General features: G+C 57.5%; 19 protein-coding genes and 1 pseudogene. 10 read left to right on the top strand and 10 right to left on the bottom strand.

The genetic code is table 11. The annotated features are described in order from the left end of the window. Positions 1-73: 73 nt before the first annotated feature. Positions 74-1,687, top strand: a complete 1,614-nt coding sequence (locus ACYZTU_RS01545; RefSeq protein ID WP_461967534.1) for an EAL domain-containing protein — start codon at positions 74-76, stop codon at positions 1,685-1,687. A gap of 12 nt (positions 1,688-1,699) precedes the next feature. Here the strand turns inward: ACYZTU_RS01545 and ACYZTU_RS01540 are convergent, their stop codons facing one another. Continuing rightward, positions 1,700-3,490 (bottom strand): KinB sensor domain-containing domain, encoded by a 1,791-nt coding sequence (locus ACYZTU_RS01540; RefSeq protein WP_461967532.1) that lies wholly within the window; start codon positions 3,488-3,490, stop codon positions 1,700-1,702. A 10-nt stretch (positions 3,491-3,500) separates the two neighbouring features. Next, complete coding sequence (algB, locus tag ACYZTU_RS01535; RefSeq protein WP_461967530.1) at positions 3,501-4,847, bottom strand: sigma-54-dependent response regulator transcription factor AlgB; 1,347 nt, start codon at positions 4,845-4,847, stop codon at positions 3,501-3,503. Between the two features lie 433 nt (positions 4,848-5,280). Between algB and ACYZTU_RS01530 the strand changes: the two genes are divergently transcribed. The 5 genes from ACYZTU_RS01530 (at position 5,281) to ACYZTU_RS01510 (ending at position 9,653) form a co-directional block, all read left to right on the top strand. Then, positions 5,281-5,568 (top strand): hypothetical protein, encoded by a 288-nt coding sequence (locus ACYZTU_RS01530; RefSeq protein ID WP_461967528.1) that lies wholly within the window; start codon positions 5,281-5,283, stop codon positions 5,566-5,568. An 81-nt stretch (positions 5,569-5,649) separates the two neighbouring features. Next, positions 5,650-5,814: a DUF1328 domain-containing protein gene (locus tag ACYZTU_RS01525; protein ID WP_003177151.1), complete on the top strand. Its 165-nt coding sequence runs from the start codon at positions 5,650-5,652 to the stop codon at positions 5,812-5,814. A gap of 2 nt (positions 5,815-5,816) precedes the next feature. Further along, complete coding sequence (locus ACYZTU_RS01520) at positions 5,817-6,281, top strand: inhibitor of vertebrate lysozyme family protein (protein ID WP_461967526.1); 465 nt, start codon at positions 5,817-5,819, stop codon at positions 6,279-6,281. A 708-nt stretch (positions 6,282-6,989) separates the two neighbouring features. Continuing rightward, the gene (gltP, locus tag ACYZTU_RS01515; RefSeq protein WP_461967524.1) at positions 6,990-8,321 is read left to right on the top strand and encodes a glutamate/aspartate:proton symporter GltP; all 1,332 of its coding nucleotides are present in this window, start codon (positions 6,990-6,992) and stop codon (positions 8,319-8,321) included. Between the two features lie 102 nt (positions 8,322-8,423). Next, positions 8,424-9,653, top strand: a complete 1,230-nt coding sequence (locus tag ACYZTU_RS01510) for a nucleoside recognition domain-containing protein (RefSeq protein ID WP_461967522.1) — start codon at positions 8,424-8,426, stop codon at positions 9,651-9,653. A gap of 96 nt (positions 9,654-9,749) precedes the next feature. On the opposite strand, the pseudogene ACYZTU_RS01505 reads toward ACYZTU_RS01510, so the two are convergent. The 6 genes and pseudogenes from ACYZTU_RS01505 to ACYZTU_RS01480 form a co-directional block, all read right to left on the bottom strand. After that, positions 9,750-9,872 (bottom strand): annotated as a pseudogene (locus ACYZTU_RS01505) (ABC transporter permease); the annotation flags it as partial. Positions 9,873-9,962: 90 nt separating this feature from the next. Further along, positions 9,963-10,994 carry a DUF5924 family protein gene (locus ACYZTU_RS01500; RefSeq protein ID WP_461967520.1) on the bottom strand — a complete coding sequence of 344 codons (1,032 nt, stop codon included), beginning with the start codon at positions 10,992-10,994 and terminating at the stop codon, positions 9,963-9,965. 128 nt (positions 10,995-11,122) lie between these two features. After that, the gene (locus ACYZTU_RS01495; protein WP_461967519.1) at positions 11,123-12,511 is read right to left on the bottom strand and encodes a M16 family metallopeptidase; all 1,389 of its coding nucleotides are present in this window, start codon (positions 12,509-12,511) and stop codon (positions 11,123-11,125) included. A 56-nt stretch (positions 12,512-12,567) separates the two neighbouring features. After that, positions 12,568-14,226, bottom strand: coding sequence for a Na/Pi cotransporter family protein (locus tag ACYZTU_RS01490; protein ID WP_461967517.1), 1,659 nt, complete (start codon positions 14,224-14,226; stop codon positions 12,568-12,570). Positions 14,227-14,493: 267 nt separating this feature from the next. Then, on the bottom strand, positions 14,494-15,138 hold the full coding sequence (locus tag ACYZTU_RS01485) for a hypothetical protein (RefSeq protein ID WP_461967516.1): 645 nt from the start codon (positions 15,136-15,138) through the stop codon (positions 14,494-14,496). A 29-nt stretch (positions 15,139-15,167) separates the two neighbouring features. Continuing rightward, positions 15,168-15,806 (bottom strand): hypothetical protein, encoded by a 639-nt coding sequence (locus ACYZTU_RS01480; protein ID WP_461967514.1) that lies wholly within the window; start codon positions 15,804-15,806, stop codon positions 15,168-15,170. Positions 15,807-16,011: 205 nt separating this feature from the next. Between ACYZTU_RS01480 and tnpA the strand changes: the two genes are divergently transcribed. The 3 genes from tnpA to tnpC all read left to right on the top strand — a co-directional run bounded on the left by tnpA (position 16,012) and on the right by tnpC (position 18,270). After that, positions 16,012-16,329, top strand: coding sequence for an IS66-like element accessory protein TnpA (gene tnpA / locus ACYZTU_RS01475; RefSeq protein ID WP_461964108.1), 318 nt, complete (start codon positions 16,012-16,014; stop codon positions 16,327-16,329). After that, complete coding sequence (gene tnpB, locus ACYZTU_RS01470) at positions 16,326-16,661, top strand: IS66 family insertion sequence element accessory protein TnpB (protein ID WP_461964106.1); 336 nt, start codon at positions 16,326-16,328, stop codon at positions 16,659-16,661. Before tnpA ends, tnpB begins: the two co-directional genes overlap by 4 nt. Before the next feature lie 61 nt (positions 16,662-16,722). Continuing rightward, positions 16,723-18,270, top strand: coding sequence for an IS66 family transposase (gene tnpC, locus ACYZTU_RS01465; protein ID WP_461964104.1), 1,548 nt, complete (start codon positions 16,723-16,725; stop codon positions 18,268-18,270). On the opposite strand, the gene ACYZTU_RS01460 is transcribed toward tnpC, so the two are convergent. Both ACYZTU_RS01460 and ACYZTU_RS01455 read right to left on the bottom strand, forming a co-directional pair. Then, the gene (locus ACYZTU_RS01460; RefSeq protein ID WP_461967513.1) at positions 18,200-19,357 is read right to left on the bottom strand and encodes a DUF2515 family protein; all 1,158 of its coding nucleotides are present in this window, start codon (positions 19,355-19,357) and stop codon (positions 18,200-18,202) included. The genes tnpC and ACYZTU_RS01460 overlap by 71 nt on opposite strands. Positions 19,358-19,376: 19 nt before the next feature. Continuing rightward, positions 19,377-19,874: a PAAR domain-containing protein gene (locus tag ACYZTU_RS01455; protein ID WP_461967511.1), complete on the bottom strand. Its 498-nt coding sequence runs from the start codon at positions 19,872-19,874 to the stop codon at positions 19,377-19,379. Positions 19,875-20,343: 469 nt separating this feature from the next. On the opposite strand from ACYZTU_RS01455, the gene ACYZTU_RS01450 reads away from it, so the two are divergent. Then, the gene (locus tag ACYZTU_RS01450) at positions 20,344-20,625 is read left to right on the top strand and encodes a DUF6124 family protein (RefSeq protein ID WP_046044899.1); all 282 of its coding nucleotides are present in this window, start codon (positions 20,344-20,346) and stop codon (positions 20,623-20,625) included. Positions 20,626-20,685 lie beyond the last annotated feature (60 nt).

The raw sequence follows: 20,685 nt of genomic DNA, 5'->3' as shown, positions 1-20,685 counted from the left end.
CGCCCGCCCGACGGTCAGGGCTTTTTTTCCAACCAGCAGCTATAACTCATTGGTAACTCTTCGGATGTTCCCTATGCCTGCTGCTCGAGAGACGGTACGTAGTTGGTTCTATCGCCCCTGGTTTTTGGCGATACTGGCTGCTGCCTTGAGCGCGACACTCCTGATGGCCGGCAGCCTGTTCATAGCCATGCATCAAGTCGAGAAGAGCGAAAGCGAAGAGATGAATGCCCAGGGCGAGCGCTTCCTTGCTCGCCTGGAGCAACTTTTCGGGCAGTTGCGTGAAAGCCTCGACGACCTGGAAGCCCAGCCGTTACGAGGCTGCGATGACGAAATGATCGCGACCTTGCAGCAGGTCAGCTTCAATTACCGCTTCGTTTATGAAGCTGCCTATATGGATGCCTCGCGAATCTGCTCCAACCGCCCCCGCCAGGAAGGGCTGTCAATGATAAGGTCGCCGGACATAAGAGGCCCGACCTACAGTTACTGGCTGAACACCACTACCGAACCCGATGAAAACCGTGCCGCGCTGATGCTCGGGCGCGGTAATTTTCGTGTTGCGACGTCTCGCGGGCATTTGACTGACATGGTCGACTTGTTACCGGGAAGCAGCCTGCTGGTGGTACTCGACCACGGCACGCGCGCGATTCCGGTACTGGGTTTCTCACAGGTCTGGCCACCGACCGAACCCTGGCCCCCGAAAAGCGGCGACGCGCTACAGGTCACGCAGTCCCGCTTGATTTACCGCATGCCAACCAACAATCCCGAATACCAATTGGTGCTGATCAGCCCGCGCACCGGCATGAATGTGCCTGCGGTTTGGTGGTGGTTGCTGCCGGCCAGCCTGGTGCTGGCGGTGTGTGTGGGCTTTCTGGTGCTTCTGTTGGTGCGCCAGCGACAGTCGCTGGACGCCGAACTGAGTGGCGCCATACGGCGAGGCGAGTTGCAGGTGTTGTACCAACCGATCTTCGACCTCGACAGTCGCAATTGTGTCGGAGCAGAAGCCTTGTTGCGCTGGCGAAGGCCGGACGGCACCCTCACCAGCCCCGACCTGTTCATTCCGATGGCAGAGAATACCGGTCAGATCCGCCAGATGACCGACTTCGTCCTGCAGCGCCTGCTTGAGCAACTGGGTCAATTGTTGCGGGCCAATCCACAGCTGTACATTTCGGTCAATCTGGCGGCCTGCGACGTCATGGTGCCGCGTATTGGCCAGGTGATGGCACGCCTGCTGACCTTGCACCGCGTCGCAGCAAAGCAAATTGCCTTTGAGGTCACCGAGCGGGGGTTGATCGATGTCGTCGTCGCTCGGGAAAACCTGCAAGCCTTGCGGGATGTGGGGCACCAGGTGCTGATTGATGACTTTGGCACCGGCTATTGCAGCCTCGCCTATCTGCAAACCCTGCCAGTCGACTGCCTGAAAATCGATAAGGCGTTTATCGATGCGCTGGGTCATGACGCTGCGAGTAGCGGTGTCGCACCGCACATCATTCACATGGCCCAGGCCCTGCAACTCAAAGTCATTGCCGAAGGCATCGAACATGAATCCCAGGCGGCGTTTCTGAGCAGTGAAGGCGTGAAGTTCGGTCAGGGTTGGCTCTTCGCCCATGCGTTGAGCGCGGTGCAGTTCATCGAGCTGATTACCCGTGGCCGCCGATTGGCTGCTCGACGTCTCGATGACGAAGCCTGAAGCTGCTGCGGCTTATACCGACAGCGCCATATAGAACTGGGTACCCTGCCCTGGCCGCGAATAAACACCCATCCGTCCGCCGTGCAACTGCACGATTTCCTTGCACAGTGCGAGACCTAGCCCGGCACCGCCCTTCTTGCGACCCACCTGTACAAAGGGTTCGAAAATCCGCCCCTGCTGGCCGTAGGCAATACCTTCGCCGTTATCCTCGACGCTGATAATGACTCGCTCGCCATGGCGTCGAGCCTGCAAACGTATTTGCCCGCCGGGGGCGGTGTGGCGCAACGCGTTGTCGATCAGGTTATCGAGCACTCGGTCCAGCTGCGGCTGATCAGCCTGCAATCGTGGTAATGGCCCTTGCACCTCCACCGACAGGTCGATGCGCTGCTCTTTTGCAGGGCCAGCAAAACGATCCCGGGCCTGTTCCAGCAACTCCTCGATGGCGCACGGCGCCAGCGTGAGTTTCTGTAATCCGTTCTGATAGCGGGAGAAGTTCAGCAGATCGTTAATCAACTGCATCAAGCGCTGCATCTCTTCGTTCACGGTGTCCAGCAGATCAGCTTCACGCGAGTCCTCGGCAAAGTGCGCGCGCTCGCGGAACAGGCCGAACGCCATGTGCATTCCAGTGACCGGCGTTCGCAATTCATGAGAGGCGCGCAGTACGAACTCGCTGCGCACTCGTTCAAATGCACGCTGTTCGGTGACGTCATGCAGCACCATCACAGCGCCGAGAATATGGCCCTGAGTATGGCTGACCGGTGTCAGGCTAAAGGTCAGCAACCGCGACTCACCGTCAACCTCGATACTCAGGTCTTCCGGCGCCCGCTCCAAGGTGCCGCCGCGTAGCACCAGTTGCAGCTGTTCATCGAGTTCGGGACGCTCAAGCGCCGTCCCCAGACCTTGACCGAGACGATCGGTGTCCCAACCCAACTGACGCTGCGCCACGGGGTTGAGGTGTTCCAAACGACCATCGCGGTCAATCATCAGCAACCCATCGTCGATGCTGTCGAGCACCGCCTGCAAACGTTGCTGGCCTGCGAGCAGCTCATGGACATTGGTGGCCTGATGCTCGCGCAAGGCTTCGGCCATGATCCCGAAGCGCTTGGTCAACTGGTTCATTTCCACTGCCGAGGAAATCGGCAGCGTCACTTCGAAATTACCTTGGCCAATGTTGTCCGCCGCCTGGGCCAGGGCCTCGATCGGTTCACCAAAACGTCGAGCAATAGCATGGGCGGTGACGAAGCCGATGATCAGCACCGCCAGCCCTACAAGCCCGAGCAGGCCGGCAACCAGCAGCGCCCTCTCCCGGGCCTGCCGTTCGGTGGCACTGATGTTACCCAGCGCACGCTTGTGCTCGGCGATCAAGCCATTGCGCAGCGCATTGAATTTTTCGGTGAGTACTTCGTTGCCGCTCAACACGTGGGTCGAGTCACGTGACGATTCGTACGCTTGCAGAAAGCTCTGGTAGTCAGCCTTGGCCTGCTCGAAGCCGTACTGGAGCTCATCACCCGTCCGGGTATGGGCAATGCCGTCATCCAGCAACTGAACATAATGCTGCCTGGACGCCTCAAACGCCGCGGGATCTGGCTTTTCGCTGAGCATGATGATCAGTTGATCGCCGAGGGTCTGACGCAATTTCAGCCCCAAGTCGAGGGTGTCGAAACTATTGCGAATCAGCGCTTCCTGGGTACCCGCCATCTGCATCACGCTGACCAGCCCGAGCAACAGTCCAAGCAGCGCCACAGTGATCAGTGCGGAAATACTCAGAAACAGCCGCGTGCGCAACTTCATCGCCAGTTTCATCGCAGACAGCTCACAAATTGTACTGCTTGCGTTTGCGATACAACGTCGAGGCATCGATACCCAGGGTCTTGGCGGCCTGGTCCAGTGTGTCTGCGGTGGCGAGGACTGCTCCGATGTGGGCTTTTTCCAACTCGTCCAGACTCAACGCAGCGCCGATCCGTGGTGCGTTGTTGACCGGAGTTTCGGCCATGCCCAAGTGGCTGATCTCGACCCGCTCCTGTGGACAGATAATGCTTGCCCGCTCCACAACGTTGCGCAACTCCCGGATATTCCCCGGCCAGCGGTAGCCAAGCAGCGCTTCGCGGGCTTCGTCGCTGAAGCCACGAGCCGGACGCGCGTATTCCTTGACGAAACGGGCCAGAAAGCGATCGGCCAGATTCACAATATCTTCCCGGCGCTCGCGAAGAGGCGGCAGGTGCAAGGTGATGACGTTCAGGCGATAGAGCAGGTCTTCACGAAAACGGCCGTCGCGCACCATGTCTTCGAGGTTGAGGTTGGTGGCCGCGAGTATTCGTACATCGGCGCGACGGGTCACTGGATCGCCCACGCGCTCGTACTCTTTGTCCTGGATAAAACGCAGCAACTTAGGTTGCAACGTCAGGGGAAAATCGCCGATTTCGTCGAGAAACAGCGTCCCGCCATCGGCCTGATTGACTCGCCCCAAGGTGCTTTCGCTGGCACCGGTGAACGCGCCACGGCTATGGCCGAAGAGTTCGCTTTCCATGAGTTCGGCGGTCAGGGACGGGCAGTTGATCGTGACGCAGGATTTCTTCGCACGCTTGCTCCAGCCGTGAATGGCCTGGGACAGTTCACCTTTACCGGTGCCGGACTCGCCGAGAATCAAAATATTGGCATCGGTGCTGGCCACTTGGCGGGCAGTCTCGAGCACTACCTTCATCGCCGGGCTGTGAGAGTCCAGGCCGTCCTTGGGTTTGCGCACTTCGCCTTCAAGGGCTTCCAGACGTGCCGACAGTTGCCGTACTTCCAACTGCTTGGCGGTGGCCAGACGCAATTGGTCGGGGCTGCAAGGCTTGACCAGATAGTCGGCGGCACCGGCTTGTATGGCATCCACGGCGGTGTCCACAGCCGAATGAGCGGTGACGATCACCACCCTCATCCAGGGCGCCTGAATGCGCATCTGGGCCAGAACATCGAGGCCATTGTCTTCACCCAAGCGCAGGTCGAGAAAGCACAAGTCGAAGACTTGGCGCTGAAGCAGTGCATCAGCCTGGGCGGCGCTGTTGGCAGTTGCGACGCTGTAGCCTTCATCTTCGAGGCAATAGCGGAATGTACGCAGGATGGCGGACTCATCGTCCACCAGCAGAATGCGGCCTTGATGCTCAGTGGCGGATTCCATATTCCTACGCTCCTTAACGAATGATCTTGGTTAGTCCCGGAAAAATCGGGCAAGTTGCATGGTTGATTTTGGTCGATTCCAGCCACAGCAGCGTAGCTCTCTCCGCACCCTACGGCTAATCGCCTGATTTTGTTGTTTTTTTATCAGATAGCCGGTTCGCAGGCAGTTGCCGGTGTCCCCTTGTGACATCCATGCCCTCCTCGCAATTCAAAAATATTGAAATTTCCTACGAATTTATCGTGCATTACGCACGGCTTCAAAAGGACCATCGTGCAGGATGCGTCCGGCCCGAATTCAACATCATTAATAACTGATTGATTTTATTAGATTTTATTATCATGAAAAGCTGGCATGCAGGCTGCAGTAGTTTGCTAAACCAGGGCATCTAAACGTCGCCCCAACAAGATCACCACCGTGTGGGAGGAGCTTCAGGATGAGTCGCCAACGTGCCGCCCAATTGCGTTTCTCGCCACTGCATATTCAGCAAGGTCTGTTTGCTGTCCTGGCGCTATTAATTACCTTGATCGTCGGCCAGCAGTTTCAGCGCTGGGAGCAAAGCCAGCAGCAAGAAGCGCCACGCCTCTCGATTCAGCTTCCGACCCAAACCCATTTCAGTGCGGCCAGCAATAACCAGGCTGACAGCGCGCCGATGCGAATGATGGACGTCGACCAGGCTCAGCCTGTGGATGAGATGCCTCCTCAGGAACGCTGGGTGTTCTAAACACACAAACTTGGCGCGTTCGATGCGCCGGGAAAAGCACCACAAGTCACATCTCTAAATAGAAGCGTAAGGAGAATCACCATGTTGAGCTGGGCAATCACATTCTTGATCATTGCCATCATCGCTGCCGTATTGGGCTTCGGTGGTATCGCGGGCACCGCCACGGGTATCGCCAAGATTCTCTTTGTCGTGTTCCTGGTGATGTTTATTGCTTCCTTCTTCTTTGGCCGTCGCGGTCGAGGCTGAATATGAGCGTTTCGTTAAAGACAATGGCAGCCGCCCTGCTTCTGGGCGGTTGTGCCATGGCGATGGCAGCCAATGATGGCCAGGCGCGGGTCAATGAGCTAGTCAATGCAGACCCGCAATACCGCGAAACCTGGCAAGGCGTGGTGAAGAAGGAAGAACGCCTGCCGGAATGGGTCATGAACCTGTCCGGCGACGCCGAGCAAATGAATGCCGTTGAAGAAGATGGTGAAAAGTATCTCGTTGGGCCGCTTTGCGAATCGCATTCGACTTGCCTCAACAAGCGCTTGATCGTTGCCGTCAGCTTCGACAAGAAGGATGCCTACGCCATGTTGGTTGAAGTGCCTGCGGGACTGCCGGCCGACAAGTCGCCCACGCGACATGCCGACTACCGCTTTCTCGGCAAGCCGGATCAGGGCATGCAGGACCTGTTGATGGAACAACTCAAGAAAGATCCACACTGGTACTGAATTCGTAACATGAAAGAAGCAGCATGGCTCCTTTCCAACTGCGCTACCCGAGGAAGGTAGACGCATGACCAAGGGGTCGGGACGTTCTGCCTGTTTCAGGGGCGGAGTGACCTACGGGTACAGGGAGTACCTGCGCAAGGGCCGGGTCAGGCAAAAGCTGCGACGCAAGTTCGCTGGTCACTCATGACTAGACGGACTTGCGAAGAGCTTTCTCAGTGCAAACCGTTGTCCTAGAGCGTTCTGCTCGCATCCCCGCTCCCCCTCTGTCAATCCCTCGCAACACAATTTCGCGGTGTTCCTTTTGCGACCGTATATCGAGAAGCTGCGCCTAAAAAACAGAGAAGTTTCGCGTTTAAACGTAGGTTTTTTCCCAATTTTTTGCCCGAATTCCCTCGCTTAAAAAACAACCAACCTCCTCTGCGATGGCCGGTTCACGGCACTTATGCCTGCCGAAATGTCGTATTCGAACCGGTTGGGACGCGAGTTTCAGTTAAAAAAGCTCATGCCGATTCGGCATAGGGTAGGCGTTTACAGCATTAGACGTTGCTTCCTTGCATCTGAATAGTTGCGCCTTTTTTCGCCTGCCAGAGAGCCGATAACAAGCACTCCGGGGCACCTTATACGGGGGTAGACGCACAAGACTTTTTCGCCACAAGCGTTCCAGTTTTTTTGCATCTGCCTGAGTCAAACGCAAGTAAGGGTAAAGATATGAAGAAGGCAAAGCTCAGCCTCGCCTGGCAGATCCTCATCGGTCTGGTATTGGGGATTGCAATCGGTGCGCTGCTCAACCATTTCAGTGCCGAAAAGGCTTGGTGGATCAGCAACGTCCTGCAACCGGCAGGCGATATCTTTATCCGTCTGATCAAGATGATTGTGATCCCGATCGTGATCTCGTCCTTGATCGTCGGTATCGCGGGTGTCGGCGACGCGAAGAAGCTCGGCAGCATCGGCCTGAAGACCATCATCTACTTCGAGATCGTCACCACGATCGCCATCGTCGTCGGTCTGGTGTTGGCCAACCTGTTCCATCCGGGTGCCGGCATCGACATGAGCACGCTGGGTACTGTGGATATTTCCAAGTACCAGGCCACTGCGGCTGAGGTTCAGCATGAACATGCGTTCATCGAAACCATCCTCAACCTGATCCCGTCCAACATCTTCGCGGCTGTCGCCCGTGGCGAGATGCTGCCGATCATTTTCTTCTCGGTGTTGTTTGGCCTGGGCCTGTCGAGCCTGAAGCCCGACTTGCGCGACCCGCTGGTGAAGATGTTCCAGGGCGTGTCGGAAAGCATGTTCAAAGTCACCCACATGATCATGAACTACGCCCCGATCGGCGTTTTCGCACTGATCGCGGTGACCGTGGCCAACTTTGGTTTTGCTTCCCTGCTGCCGCTGGCCAAACTGGTGATCCTGGTTTACGTCGCCATCGCCTTCTTTGCCTTCGTGGTGCTGGGCCTGATCGCTCGCCTGTTCGGCTTCTCGGTGATCAAGCTGATGCGCATCTTCAAGGATGAGCTGGTGCTGGCCTACTCCACCGCCAGTTCCGAAACCGTGCTGCCGCGCGTTATCGAGAAGATGGAAGCCTACGGCGCGCCGAAAGCCATTTGCAGCTTCGTGGTCCCGACCGGCTACTCGTTCAACCTCGACGGTTCGACCCTGTACCAGAGCATCGCGGCGATCTTCATTGCCCAGCTCTATGGCATCGACTTGTCCATCAGCCAGCAATTGCTGCTGGTGCTGACCCTGATGGTCACCTCCAAAGGCATCGCCGGTGTACCGGGCGTGTCCTTCGTGGTGTTGTTGGCCACCCTGGGCAGCGTCGGCATTCCACTCGAAGGCCTGGCGTTCATCGCGGGTGCCGACCGCATCATGGACATGGCGCGAACCGCGCTGAACGTGATCGGCAATGCCCTGGCCGTATTGGTCATCTCCCGCTGGGAAGGCATGTACGACGATGCCAAGGGCCAACGCTACTGGAACTCCCTGCCGCACTGGCGCAGCAAGGAAAAGTTGCCGGTCGGTGAAGTCTCCAACAACTGAGTCATCCTGCATTAGAGTCAAAACAAACCCTGGAGAAATCCGGGGTTTGTCGTTTCTGGCGACCCCGATATCATTCGCCGCATTCTTCGAGGGATTTAACTGATGCTCAATGGCCTGTGGCTAAGCTTTTTCATCGTGGCTGCCGTTTCGGCACTGGCGCAATGGCTGATCGGCGGTAACGCCGGGATTTTCGCGGCGATGGTGGAAAGCATTTTCGCCATGGCCAAATTGTCGGTCGAGGTAATGGTCCTGCTGTTCGGCACCCTCACGCTCTGGCTGGGCTTTCTGCGGATTGCCGAGAAAGCCGGGATCGTCGAGTGGCTGGCCAAGGCGCTCGGCCCATTGTTTCTGCGCCTGATGCCCGAAGTCCCGGCGGGTCACCCGGCCATCGGCCTGATCACGCTGAACTTTGCCGCGAATGGTCTGGGCCTGGACAACGCCGCTACGCCGATCGGCCTTAAAGCCATGAAGTCGCTGCAAGAACTCAACCCCAGCGACACCATCGCCAGCAATGCGCAGATTCTGTTCCTGGTGCTCAACGCCTCCTCCCTGACCCTTCTGCCGGTGACGATCTTCATGTACCGCGCGCAGCAAGGTGCACCCGATCCGACCTTGGTGTTCCTGCCCATCCTGCTCGCCACCAGTTGCTCGACATTGGTCGGCCTGCTGTCGGTGGCGTTCATGCAGCGTCTGCGCCTGTGGGACCCGGTGGTGCTCGCGTACTTGATTCCCGGTGCCCTGGCCCTTGGTAGCTTCATGGCGCTGCTGGCGACGCTCTCGGCGACCGCTCTGGCCGGCCTGTCATCGATCCTCGGCAACCTGACGCTGTTCGGGCTGATCATGTTGTTTCTGGTGATCGGCGCGTTACGTAAGGTGAAGGTCTACGAAGCATTCGTCGAAGGCGCCAAAGAAGGCTTCGACGTGGCCAAGAACCTGCTGCCATATCTGGTGGCAATGCTGTGTGCCGTCGGCGTGTTGCGGGCATCCGGAGCGCTGGACTTTGGCCTGGACGGGATTCGGCATTTTGTGGAATGGGCCGGGTGGGACACGCGCTTCGTCGATGCGCTGCCGACCGCCATGGTCAAGCCGTTCTCCGGCAGTGCCGCCCGGGCGATGCTGATCGAAACCATGAAAACGTCTGGCGTGGACAGCTTCCCGGCGCTGGTGGCGGCGACGATTCAGGGCAGTACCGAAACGACCTTCTATGTATTGGCGGTGTACTTCGGCGCGGTGGGGATCCAGCGGGCGCGGCATGCGGTGGGGTGTGCGTTGCTGGCGGAGCTTGCCGGCGTTCTAGGCGCCATCGGGGTTTGCTACTGGTTTTTTGGTTAACGAAGAACGCCTGTGGGAGCGGGCTTGCTCGGCCTTGGTACTCGGTCTGGAACGCTTGCAGGCTACCGCCAGCAGGGCCAGCACTCGCGGCACCACCAGCAACTCCACCAGCAACGACGCGCCAGCGGTGTCGAGCGCGCCGAGGCCGTTGAGGTCGATGTGAGTGCTGTCGTCGTATTGACCGTGGAGCTTTTCGCTCAGGTGCTTGAGATCGGCGAATGGGCAAGCGTCTGCCGGCCATTGTGCTGCTGGTCATAAGCGCCGTGCTTTATCGGCTATTACGCAGATCTACGTAATAGCACGAACGGGTTACTTTGCGGCAGCTGCACGCTGTTTGTCCTTTACCTCGAAGCGCAACACACCGATGACCTGGCCATCTTCGGTCAGCACCCGAACCTGCCATTTACCCGCAGGGTTGCCGGGGAAATTCTGCTTGTGCGTCCAGGCGCGGTAGCCTTCCTTGCGCCCGCCGTGGATGTCCAGGGGGATGCGGTCGACCTCTTTGCCGTTGAACTGCCACACATGATAGATCCGCTCCTCCAGACCACGCGGAGCGTTAATCGCGGTGTAAGCGTACAGGCCGCTACCACGGATCTGGTCGGCGGTGACCTCATCGAGGCTGTCGCCGGGGATACGGCCCTGCATTTGCGTACTGATCGCCACATCGGTCATCCACAGCGTCGCCGGCGGAACCCACGAACGCAGCACCCAGCCAACGCCGCCGATGCCTACGGTGATGCTCAGAATCGCCAGCGCGTTGCGCACGGTACGAATCGGGAAGATCGACGCCAGGCTCGGGAACGACAGCACGACGGCAGTGCCCAGGGCCAGTCTGAAACTCTGAGAGGTGGTCAGGTGCAGGATGACAGGCAGGGCGGTCAGCAGTGCAGCGAACAACGTCAGCGTGTGCAGCGCCAGGAACGCCCAGCGTCGAGGCGCCAGCCATTTGTAGTAGAGCGGATCGGTGATGGAAATCAGCGCGGCGATACTCAGCAGCCCGGTGAAAACCAACTGACCGCTGTTCCAGGTGGTGGTGATGAAAAAGAACGGCAGGACGAAGAACAGACTTTCCTGGTGGATCATCTGCGTGGCGTAACGCAGCAGAGGCTGGGGTATTTCGCGCTTGAAGATTCTGGCGAACAGCTTGGTGAGGCTGTTTTCCAGCATCAGCCAGATCCAGCTGACCAGCATGATAGTGGTGATCCAGGTCGCCAGACCTTGCTGACGATCCACCAGAATGAAGCTGCCGACCCCGGAAATGAAACCACCGAGCGCAATGACCCCCGGATAGCGCTTCATCAATTCCAGGATGCGCTGTACGAATAGGGTCAGAGTCGGCATTCGGCGGTTCGCAATAGTCGTGGGAAAAATCCTCGACAGGGTAACCGCCGAGAGGGCGGTGTGGCGAGGGGCTGCGGTCCGATCACAAAACCCTTGTAGCAGCTGCCGAACGCAGGCTGCGCCAGCTGCTACACGGTTCGCGGTGCCCTTCGATGCAAGCGCCAACCCAGCAGCATCAATACGATGAGCCCCAGTACACCGGCAATCGCCCACATCAACTGGTCATCACTCATCAACGGCTTTTCGATCCGCAGGTAGCCCGGCTGCATGAGCAATTCACGCATGGCCTTATTCGCTTCCGCCAGCGTCACCCCTTGCAGCTCCTTGGCCGGATTGGCAAAACGGCCGTCCTCGTAATCCCCAAGGGCACTCCAGTAATAATCGGCCAACGCGCTATTGCCTTGCACGGCCCAGGCCTGGCGGGCGATGGCGGCCTGTTTGAGGCGGTTGAAGCTGTCGGCATTGAGACCGTCCCTGAGCAACCCGGCCTTCAGATCATCCAGCACCTGTTCGGCCTCGGACACGTCATCGCGCTCAACGTCGGCGTTCAGGCTCATGAAACCCACGCCACCAAACACCTCGCGCTCCGCCGAAGGTCCGTAGGACAAGCCATGGGCCAGGCGCATTTGGCGGTAAAGCGCCCAGTCCAGATAGTCCTTGAGCAAGTCGTAGGTTTCGTCGTGCTGATCTTCCAGCACCGGCTCCGGCACCAGCCAATGCAACTTGGCACTGCCGCCGACAAAACCGTGACTCAGGGTGCGCTCGTGGGCGGCACTGGCCTGGATTTCCGGCAGGGGCGGGTGATCGGTAGGGTCGACCGCTTCAAGCGCACCATAAGACCGTTCCAGATAGGCCGGCAGTAACCGATCGAGGTCGCCGACCACGATCAGGGTCATGTTGTTCGGCGCGTACCAGGCCTTGCGTACCTTTTCCAGCTGTTCGCGGGTCAGGTAATCGACCTCAGCCCGCTCGGGGCATTTGAGGCCCAGTTCCACCGCCAGCTGATTACTCGCCGTGTGGCCAAGATCCTGGCGATCCAGCCAGCGTTGCAGGTGCGAGTAATGGCCGCCGTCTTCGCGCTCGACCACTTGTTTGGCGGCGTTGATCGCGTTGTCGTCGATTCGGGTTTGGGTCAGCAGTGCCAGCAGCAGGTCGAGGACCTTGCGCTGGTTTTTCGCCGGGGCTTCGAGGACGAACGTCGTGTCAGCGTTGCTGGTGTAGGCGTTCCACTCGCCGCCCAGCGCCTGCATGCGCTCTTCCAGCCCGCCTTCGCCAGTGGCATCGATGCCGCTGAACAGCAAGTGCTCAAGCAGGTGCGGCAACTCTTTGTCGGCACAACTGAAATCATCGATGCCGACGCCGACCACCAGACGAATTGTCACATGCCCGCGCTCCGTGCCGGGCTTTAGCAGCAATTGCAGGCCGTTGGGCAGCGTATAGCCCTCGACCTGAAAGCGATCCAGGGCAAATGCAGGGAGTGAGCCAAGCAACAGACAAGCGAACAACAGACAACGCATAACGAGTTTCCATACGGCTAGCGTAAGTTCAACAGACTTCAGGCAAGTGTGGACGTTCAGGGTGAATGCGTGATGTCAGCAAAATCATCGGCAATGAGTGCGCCGGTGTCGGAAGTTTCCAGCACCACATAGGCGCTGCTGCAGAACAGCGAATTCAGACGCTTCATGTCGGCAATCAACTCCAGGTGTAACGAGCTGGTCTCGATGCTCTGCACGATCTTACGTTGCAATCGGCTGACGTGAGCATGGGCCAGGCGGCGTTCCTGTGCGCGAAAGCGACGTTTCTCACGCAATAACTGGCGGGCACTTTCCTTGTCGGCACTGAGGAACACTGACAAGCCGAGACGCAGGTTGGATATCAACTGACTGTGCAGCCCCGCCAACTCTTCCAGGCCGACCTCGGAAAAAGACCGGCGCTGCGAGGTTTTCTGCTGCTGAACCTTGCGCAGCATGCGTTCGATGAGGTCGCTGGCGAGTTTAAGGTTGATCGCCAACTCGATGATTTCCGCCCAGCGCCGGCTGTCCTGCTCGCTGAGGTCTTCGCGGGGCATTTGCGCCAGATAGAGCTTGATCGCACCGTAGAGCGATTCCACATCATCGGTCAGGCGCCGCATCTCCTGGGTCACGGCGGTTTGGTTGCCGCGCAGCACGTCGAGCATGGCCTCAAGCATGTTGTCGATCAGGTCGCCGATGCGCAGGGTTTCCCGGGCGGCATTGGCCAGCGCCAGGCTGGGCGTGACGAGTGCCGTTGGATCAAGATGCCGCGGTTTGGCGGTGCCGTTGATTTCCGGCCGCTCCGGAAGCAGCCACGCGCAGAGCCTGGCCATCAGCCCGACACTTGGCAGCAAGATCAGGCAGCGCGCGGTGTTGTAGAGCAGGTGAAAGCCAATGACCATTTCCTGAGGGCTGAAGTCCAGACTGTCAATCCAGTGCACCAATGGGTCAAGCACCGGAATGATCAGCAGCAGGCCAATCAGTTTATAGAGCAGGCTGCCCAAAGCCACTTGGCGGCCGGCGGCGTTCTGCATGCTGGTGCTGAGGAAAGCAAGAATGCCGCTGCCGATGTTGGCGCCGATCACCAGGCCGATGGCAACTGGCAAGCTGATCACCGCGGCACCGGCCAGGGTCGCCGTCAGCAGGACGGCGGCCAGGCTGGAGTAGGAAACCATCGCAAACAGCGCGCCGACCAGGGCATCCAGCAGAATGTCGCCGGTCAGCGAGGCGAAAATTACTTTCACACCTTGTGCCTGCGTAATCGGCGCGGCGGATTCGATGATCAGTTGCAGCGCCAGGATGATCAGCCCCAGGCCGATGCCGACCCGCCCCATCTGTCCGACCCGGGTCTGTTTGCGCGACAGGAAGAAAATCACCCCCAGAAAGATCAGCAGCGGCGACAGCCATGACAGATTGAGGGTCAGCACTCGCGCCATCAGCGCGGTACCGACATCAGCCCCAAGCATGGTCGCCAAGGCCGGGGTCAGCGCCATCAGGCCCTGACCGACAAAGGAGGTGACGAGCATGGCGGTGGCGTTGCTGCTCTGGACCATCGCCGTCACGACGATCCCCGAGATGAACGCCAGCCAGCGCTTGGACATGTTCCGGCCGATCACGTGACGCAAGTTGGAGCCGTAGACCCGCAGGATGCCGGTTCGGACGATGTGCGTGCCCCAAATCAACAAGGCCACGGCAGATAACAAATTGAGCAGGGTGAGCATGCAGGCCCCCTGTGGTGGTAGCGCCCCAAAGGGGCAAGTTGACGGTGCCGCGCGTTCTTCTACGTTCTGTACTTAAGCTGTAGTTGGCTAACGGTCTGTGCGCCAGCATCGCACAGCTAAAGAAGTGATTGAAACAGAACTGTCATGAAAAACGGGTTTATGCAGAGGTGAAAAGGGGGCCGGAGGACGCTACCGCTCAGCTGAAAAGGTGCATGAACATAACCTCTGTGGCGAGGGAGCTTGCTCCCGCTGGGCTGCGCAGCAGCCCTAAATCGGGGGAGAGTTCAAATCGCTGAAGTGATCCCTGCTCAGCCCTACGTCGATCAGATACTTGGCTGTCTGTGGGTTACGTTCGTCGCAGCGTGCATAGCATTTGATGTGAAGGAGCAAGCTGTACTTGTGCGGAATCAACAGGATGACACCGTCCAGTTGATCAAATAGTTTGGCCTTAAGTCGCACTCTGTCCTCTATGGTTTCTACTTGGAGCCAATCGTTACCTTCAACAGGTTCTGGAGTCCACCCGACCTGTTTGAACTTTTGTTGTAACTCATCAAGGAGTTTTACCGCTTGTTCGAACGGCAAGGTTTCCAGCATCGGCGACGTAGTTAGGGTGATCGCTTTGAATTCGGACCACCCAATCGCACCGAACGTGGTAGCGGGCAGCGTAAAGCCATAGTTGGGATCATCAAATTGGATGACAACTGGATTGCTGATCCAGGTAGAGCTCGGATGAGGTGGATCTTTAGCGACGTTAGGATCCCCAGGATAAATTGCCGTGTTGCCTTGAACAGGGAATGTCGAGTCTCGTGCGACTTCTCTATATGGCTTCCCGATATACACGTTCAAAAAATCAAAGGGGTGGTGAAAAGAAGTCAGACAAATGAACACCAGAAAAAATAATACTCTTTGCAAACGTCGACGCCACCCTCTGGACCGACTATTCATTCGCTGTAGTAGTCCGCACCTACGCTAACATCGATCAGATACTTCGCCGTCTTCGGGTTGCGTTCATTACAGCGGGCGTAACATTTGACGTTAAGCGCAAGACTGTATTTGTGAGGTATCAGGAGCATCACAATAACAACCTGGTCGAACAATTTACTCTGAAGCGCATTTCTGTCAGTTTCATTTGTGGTTACCAGCCAAGCATGATCACTGCCGTTTCGCGGTGTCCAACCCGCTTCTTTCAACGTGGTCTGCATGTTGTCTAGCAGGGGCAAGAGTTCCTCAAAAGCCAATGTTTCGAGCATTGGAGAGGTGGTAAGAGTTGCAACTTTACTCTTGTTGTACGTCACTGCACCAAATTTGGTTGGTGGCAAGGTGAAGCCATGCTCAGGATCATCAAACCGAATGACAACAGGACTGCTGATCCAGGTTGAACTTGGATGGGGTGGTTCACTGGGGTAAACGGCTGTCTTTGCCTGTACTGAGAATGTTGAGTCTCGCACCACCTCCTCGTACGGTTTACCAACGTGAACGCTAAGCACATCTATGCTTCTATCGGAGTAGGCTGCATAAGCAACGAGAGCAGCAGCGGTGCCAACCACTAACAATCGAATACGCGTTGAGAGCATCCTCATTTGACGCCTCCGCCTTGGGATATCTCTGTTATCGATTGCTCCAACTGGTTATGTGTTAGGGGGTCTTTAAGCAAACGATCAAATTGCGTGGCAGCTCGAAGAACAGTAAGCGTCCGGCCAAGTCACCTTCCGAACTCCAGCATTAAGGGCGATGGTGTCCGCGTATTTTTAAGCGGACGCGATCACCCTTAACGTCAGGATTTCCATGCGCCAACGAAGCTCTTATCCAAAACCCTTCAAGGCCCAGGTTGTTCAGGAATGCCTGCAACCGGGCGCGACTCTATCCAGCGTTGCCATCAGTCACGGCATCAACGCCAACGTGATCCGCAAGTGGCTGCCGCTTTACCGGGATCAATTGCCAGCGGCGTTGCCGGCTTTCGTTCCATTGAGACCCACGCCCAAACGGCAGACAGAAGCGATGGCCATTATTGAGCTGTCGCTTGGCGAGCAAACGCTCACAGTGAAATGGCCGACTTCCGATCCTGAAAGTTGCGCCCGCTTTGTCCGTGGGCTCACGCCATGATCCGCATCGATGCTATCTGGCTCGCCACCGAGCCTATGGACATGCGCGCCGGCACTGAAACTGCGCTGGCCAGGGTGATCGCGGTGTTCGGTGCGGCGAAGCCGCACTGCGCTTATCTGTTTGCCAATCGCCGTGCCAATCGCATGAAAGTGCTGGTACACGATGGGATTGGCGTTTGGCTGGCTGCACGTCGCCTGAACCAAGGCAAGTTCCACTGGCCAGGCATTCGACAAGGCAGCGAAATGCAGCTGGATACCGAGCAACTTCAGGCCTTGGTGCTCGGTCTACCTTGGCAACGCGTTGGAGCTGGCGGGGCAATCACACTGCTTTAAAAACTCTAATTTGCGTCTTGGCTTGCTGTCGCAAGCGGTCTGCTTTGGTAAAATCCAGGGCATGACTTCCTCGCCCAATCTCGATCAAATGAATCCCGACCAACTGCGTGCATTCGCTGCGCAGTTGCTGTCGCAAGTCGAGACCATGGGCAAGACCGTCGAAACAATGGGTAAGAAGATCAACCGCGATCAAACGGTGATCGAGAAGCTGACCCACGAGATCGCCCAACTCAAGCGTTTGAAGTTTGCCAAGCGCAGCGAGCAGATGAATCCGCAGCAGGCCAGCCTGCTTGATGACCTGATCGATACCGATATCGCGGCGATTGAGGCTGAGCTTCAAGCCTTGCAAATAGCGCCAGCGGCGACCGAAACAAAGCAAAAGCCCAAGCGCACCGCATTGCCGGCAGAATTCCCACGCATGTTGATCCATCACGAACCGGACAACACCCACTGCCTATGCGGCTGCGCACTCAAGCGCATCGGTGAAGATGTCAGCGAAAAGCTGGACTACACGCCCGGCGTGTTTACCGTCGAACGCCACGTTCGTGGCAAGTGGGTTTGCGATGACTGCGAAACGCTGATCCAGGCCCCCGTACCGGCGCAGGTCATCGACAAGGGCATCCCGACTGCTGGGTTACTTGCCCACGTCATGATCGCGAAGTTCGCTGATCATCTTCCGCTTTACCGTCAGGAATCGATTTTTGGTCGTGCCGGCTTGGCGATTCCACGCTCGACTTTGGCTCAATGGGTGGGGGTTACTGGCGTGCAGTTGCAGCCCCTGGTCGATGCACTGCGCAACGTAGTGCTCGGGCAGCAGGTCGTCCACGCCGATGAAACACCGGTGCAGATGCTCGCTCCGGGTTCGAAGAAAACCCACCGCTCTTATGTTTGGGCTTACGCCACCAGCCAATTTTGCGAAACAGCCGCTGTCGTCTACGACTTCAGTCCCAGCCGCGCCGGTGAACATGCTCGCAACTTCCTGCAAGGCTGGAAAGGTAAGCTGGTCTGCGACGATTTTGGCGGTTACAAGGCCAGCTTCGAACTCGGCGTGACCGAGATCGGCTGCATGGCCCATGCCCGGCGCAAGTTCTTCGAATTGCACGCTACTAACAAGAGCCAGCTCGCCGAGCAGGCCCTGCGTTACATCCAGTTGCTGTACGAAATCGAGAGCGAAGTGCGCGATCTGGAGCCGGATTTACGGTGCCGAATACGGCAAGAAAAAGCCGTACCGGTGATGGGTATGCTGCATGCCTGGATGATCGCCCAGCGTGATCTTGTGCCCGAAGGTTCGGCTATCAGCAGAGCGCTCGATTACAGCCTGAAACGCTGGGCAGCGCTGTCGCGCTACCTCGATGACGGGGCCGTACCCATTGATAATAATTGGGCGGAGAACCAGATCCGACCATGGGCTCTTGGGCGCAAGAACTGGCTCTTCGCCGGGTCGCTACGCAGCGGAAAACGGGCGGCGGCAATCATGAGCTTGATCCAGTCTGCGCGGCTGAATGGTCATGACCCGTACGCCTATCTAAAGGATGTTCTCATGCGCCTGCCGACGCAGCGGGCGAGTGAAATCGAGCAGTTGCTTCCGCATAAGTGGCAGCCGGTTTAATCACGCAAGGCGTGATGCCCGGACGCATACGAAGAACAAAAGCCATACGTTGGTCTTTGTCCGCCAAATCAGAGAACGGATTGCGGCCAAATGTGACTTGACGATAGTCAGGAGCCTTACATTGACTGGCTAGAGTAAGTTGAATCTCTTCGGAAACTCCAGTGAACAAGCCAGTTACCACGGACACAACATCACCGGCTTGAGTGCCTTGCATAAGTCTTGCGAAGTGATTCACGTCATACATGGCTGGCTGAAGAATGTTTAGCTGCTCATGAGCAGCCATAAGCTCGACGCTCGTAGCAATATCTCCGGCGTCGATTGCCTTGAATGTATCGGATACCTCCGTCCGGAACGCACCGAATTCAACTCTATCTGCAATGGGCCAAAGTACTTCATTTTTAAGGCTGCTGCGGTCAGGCAGGCATTTCTCCATTTCCTTGAACCCTCGCACCATGAAAAACCGGTGCAATGGATAAACATCCAGGAAAAGAGCAGTGTTTCCAAGCGCCAGCATTTCGTGAACGTATTGCAATTCTTCTTGAAGAAACGCAATCGCGTCGCCTGACAGTGGATCACTCGTCAGGGGGACCGGATTCTGCTGCTTGGCCTGATCCCATTGTGTCCAAAGCTCAGGATCCGAACGCAATTTGTTCACCACTACGCGTTCATACAAATCCTTTGACTGACTGTCTTTTAACTTTCGGTAAGCTTTTTTCTCCGCTTCGATTCTCTGGTCTAGCGTGGAGGCATGAATCAACCCACACCCCACCTGCTTCGAAGCAAACGCCGCCAACCCCGCCCACTGAAACCGGTTATCCGCCAGCCACAACTGCGCATAGGCCGCGTTAATCTTGCGGTTGCGCGCTTGCGGATCGGCAATCAGTACGCCGCCCGGTGCGACCCATTCTTCGGCTTCTTTCTGAAACCTGCGCCACAGGCAGTTACACGTCAGCAACGGCACTTCGACGCGGGTTTTCGGGTTCGGGCCGCCCTTGGTGGTTTCGCGTTTGCAGGTAGGCAGTTCGCAGGTACTGTCCCAGAGTTTTTTCATGTCCAGGTCGTCTGGGGCCATGCATTGTCCGGTCATTTCGTTCTTCCTTGAGGTGTCAGACAGTCCAGCGGACTACGGCCAAATCCGGTTGTAAGGTCGTCACGCTTTGGGTCATGCCCTGAGCGTTGGTCTGGCCTTTGACGATGCGGCCTTCGGCGGTTTCGATTTCGTAGTCTTGACCGGCAATCGGTTCGCCATTGCCGGCACTAACGGCTTTGAATTCGACCAAGGGTTGGCCAATGATCGGCAGGGGCGGAATGAATGGCGCGGCGGTGTGACTGCTGCCGATGATGACGTTGCCGGAGCCGCCGATCACCACGCCGCCATGGCTGGCGGTGCTGTCGAGGGTTATGGCGTTCAGGCCGTTGATGAACACCGTTGAAGAGAATCCACCGCTGAGGGCCTGACCGCAGGTGCATTTGTCGCTGACCCGAGCGGCGGCGAGACCGTTGAAAAAGACATCGGGTGAGCCGCTGGCAATCGGGTTGGTGCCGTGACCAGGGAGGGGACAGGTGGTCGGGTCCGTGAGGCGTGCAGCCGGTTTTCCAGACATATGCATTCCTTGTCATTGTCGTTTGAAGCGAGCGGGGGACGCTAACCACCAGAACTCTGTGCGTCAACCTTTGGAAAGAACTGTCGGCTAATTCTTCAACTGCGTTGATGTGATTCACGCGCTCTGCGACACATGTTTAATGACACCCAGAGTTACTTCTCGGAGGCTACAACGCCTTGCGCCGTTGCCTACGGTTACGCCAGAATCCGCCGGCTTGTGCGCCTTGGCCCGGGTCTCTATCGTTTCCCAGTCGCTGAAAAACAGTGATCGGGTTTGGTAGCCCGTAGTCTGGCGCATAGCCACTTCTTGCGGACGCTTATTGAGCGTCGCAGCTTTATGGTGGTCATGCGCAGGGTCCCTTCGGGGGCGCCGGTTCCAGTACTCCGGTCTACCAACCTGTGTATGGCCGCCACCCTTCGTTTGGTAGCGAGAGTGATGGCTCCACGTAATGAGTACTGGAGTTCTATCTATGTTCAAGGTAACGCCCAACCCACCGGACACCGATCCGGTCCCCCACGACTTCCCGCCGCGTAAACCCAGCAGCATTTTCTTCATAGACCCCAAGGTCGATAACGAAACCTTGCTCGGGCACGCCTGCGAATCGTTGGCGTCAGCCAGTGTAATGGCCAGTGATTTCGCAGGGTTTCTGGATGGCCCACAGCGCAGCACTCTGCTGGGGATTCAGCAAAGCATCATGTTAGGGGAATTGGCGGTGAATCGAGTGCTGGATAACCTCGATCCGCCAGGGTAATCACAGAGCAAAAAAATGTGGGAGCGAGCCTGCTCGCGATGGGGCCGTCACATTCAACAT

It is taken from the genome of Pseudomonas sp. HLT2-19-2, from assembly GCF_054898005.1.
Note: the sequence above shows the minus strand (reverse complement) of the source record. Positions and strands in the feature narration are given on the sequence as shown.

What these genes read in the sequence shown, in the direction of transcription:
- ACYZTU_RS01490 (WP_461967517.1), bottom strand. Translation starts at nt 14,226, where the DNA reads ATGCTCACCCTGCTCAATTTGTTATCTGCCGTGGCCTTGTTGATTTGG.
- tnpB (WP_461964106.1), top strand. Translation starts at nt 16,326, where the DNA reads ATGATCCGCATCGATGCTATCTGGCTCGCCACCGAGCCTATGGACATG.
- algB (WP_461967530.1), bottom strand. Translation starts at nt 4,847, where the DNA reads ATGGAATCCGCCACTGAGCATCAAGGCCGCATTCTGCTGGTGGACGAT.
- ACYZTU_RS01455 (WP_461967511.1), bottom strand. Translation starts at nt 19,874, where the DNA reads ATGTCTGGAAAACCGGCTGCACGCCTCACGGACCCGACCACCTGTCCC.
- ACYZTU_RS01510 (WP_461967522.1), top strand. Translation starts at nt 8,424, where the DNA reads ATGCTCAATGGCCTGTGGCTAAGCTTTTTCATCGTGGCTGCCGTTTCG.
- gltP (WP_461967524.1), top strand. Translation starts at nt 6,990, where the DNA reads ATGAAGAAGGCAAAGCTCAGCCTCGCCTGGCAGATCCTCATCGGTCTG.
- ACYZTU_RS01520 (WP_461967526.1), top strand. Translation starts at nt 5,817, where the DNA reads ATGAGCGTTTCGTTAAAGACAATGGCAGCCGCCCTGCTTCTGGGCGGT.
- ACYZTU_RS01500 (WP_461967520.1), bottom strand. Translation starts at nt 10,994, where the DNA reads ATGCCGACTCTGACCCTATTCGTACAGCGCATCCTGGAATTGATGAAG.
- ACYZTU_RS01495 (WP_461967519.1), bottom strand. Translation starts at nt 12,511, where the DNA reads ATGCGTTGTCTGTTGTTCGCTTGTCTGTTGCTTGGCTCACTCCCTGCA.
- ACYZTU_RS01450 (WP_046044899.1), top strand. Translation starts at nt 20,344, where the DNA reads ATGTTCAAGGTAACGCCCAACCCACCGGACACCGATCCGGTCCCCCAC.
- tnpC (WP_461964104.1), top strand. Translation starts at nt 16,723, where the DNA reads ATGACTTCCTCGCCCAATCTCGATCAAATGAATCCCGACCAACTGCGT.
- tnpA (WP_461964108.1), top strand. Translation starts at nt 16,012, where the DNA reads ATGCGCCAACGAAGCTCTTATCCAAAACCCTTCAAGGCCCAGGTTGTT.
- ACYZTU_RS01530 (WP_461967528.1), top strand. Translation starts at nt 5,281, where the DNA reads ATGAGTCGCCAACGTGCCGCCCAATTGCGTTTCTCGCCACTGCATATT.
- ACYZTU_RS01540 (WP_461967532.1), bottom strand. Translation starts at nt 3,490, where the DNA reads ATGAAACTGGCGATGAAGTTGCGCACGCGGCTGTTTCTGAGTATTTCC.
- ACYZTU_RS01480 (WP_461967514.1), bottom strand. Translation starts at nt 15,806, where the DNA reads ATGAGGATGCTCTCAACGCGTATTCGATTGTTAGTGGTTGGCACCGCT.
- ACYZTU_RS01545 (WP_461967534.1), top strand. Translation starts at nt 74, where the DNA reads ATGCCTGCTGCTCGAGAGACGGTACGTAGTTGGTTCTATCGCCCCTGG.
- ACYZTU_RS01525 (WP_003177151.1), top strand. Translation starts at nt 5,650, where the DNA reads ATGTTGAGCTGGGCAATCACATTCTTGATCATTGCCATCATCGCTGCC.
- ACYZTU_RS01460 (WP_461967513.1), bottom strand. Translation starts at nt 19,357, where the DNA reads ATGACCGGACAATGCATGGCCCCAGACGACCTGGACATGAAAAAACTC.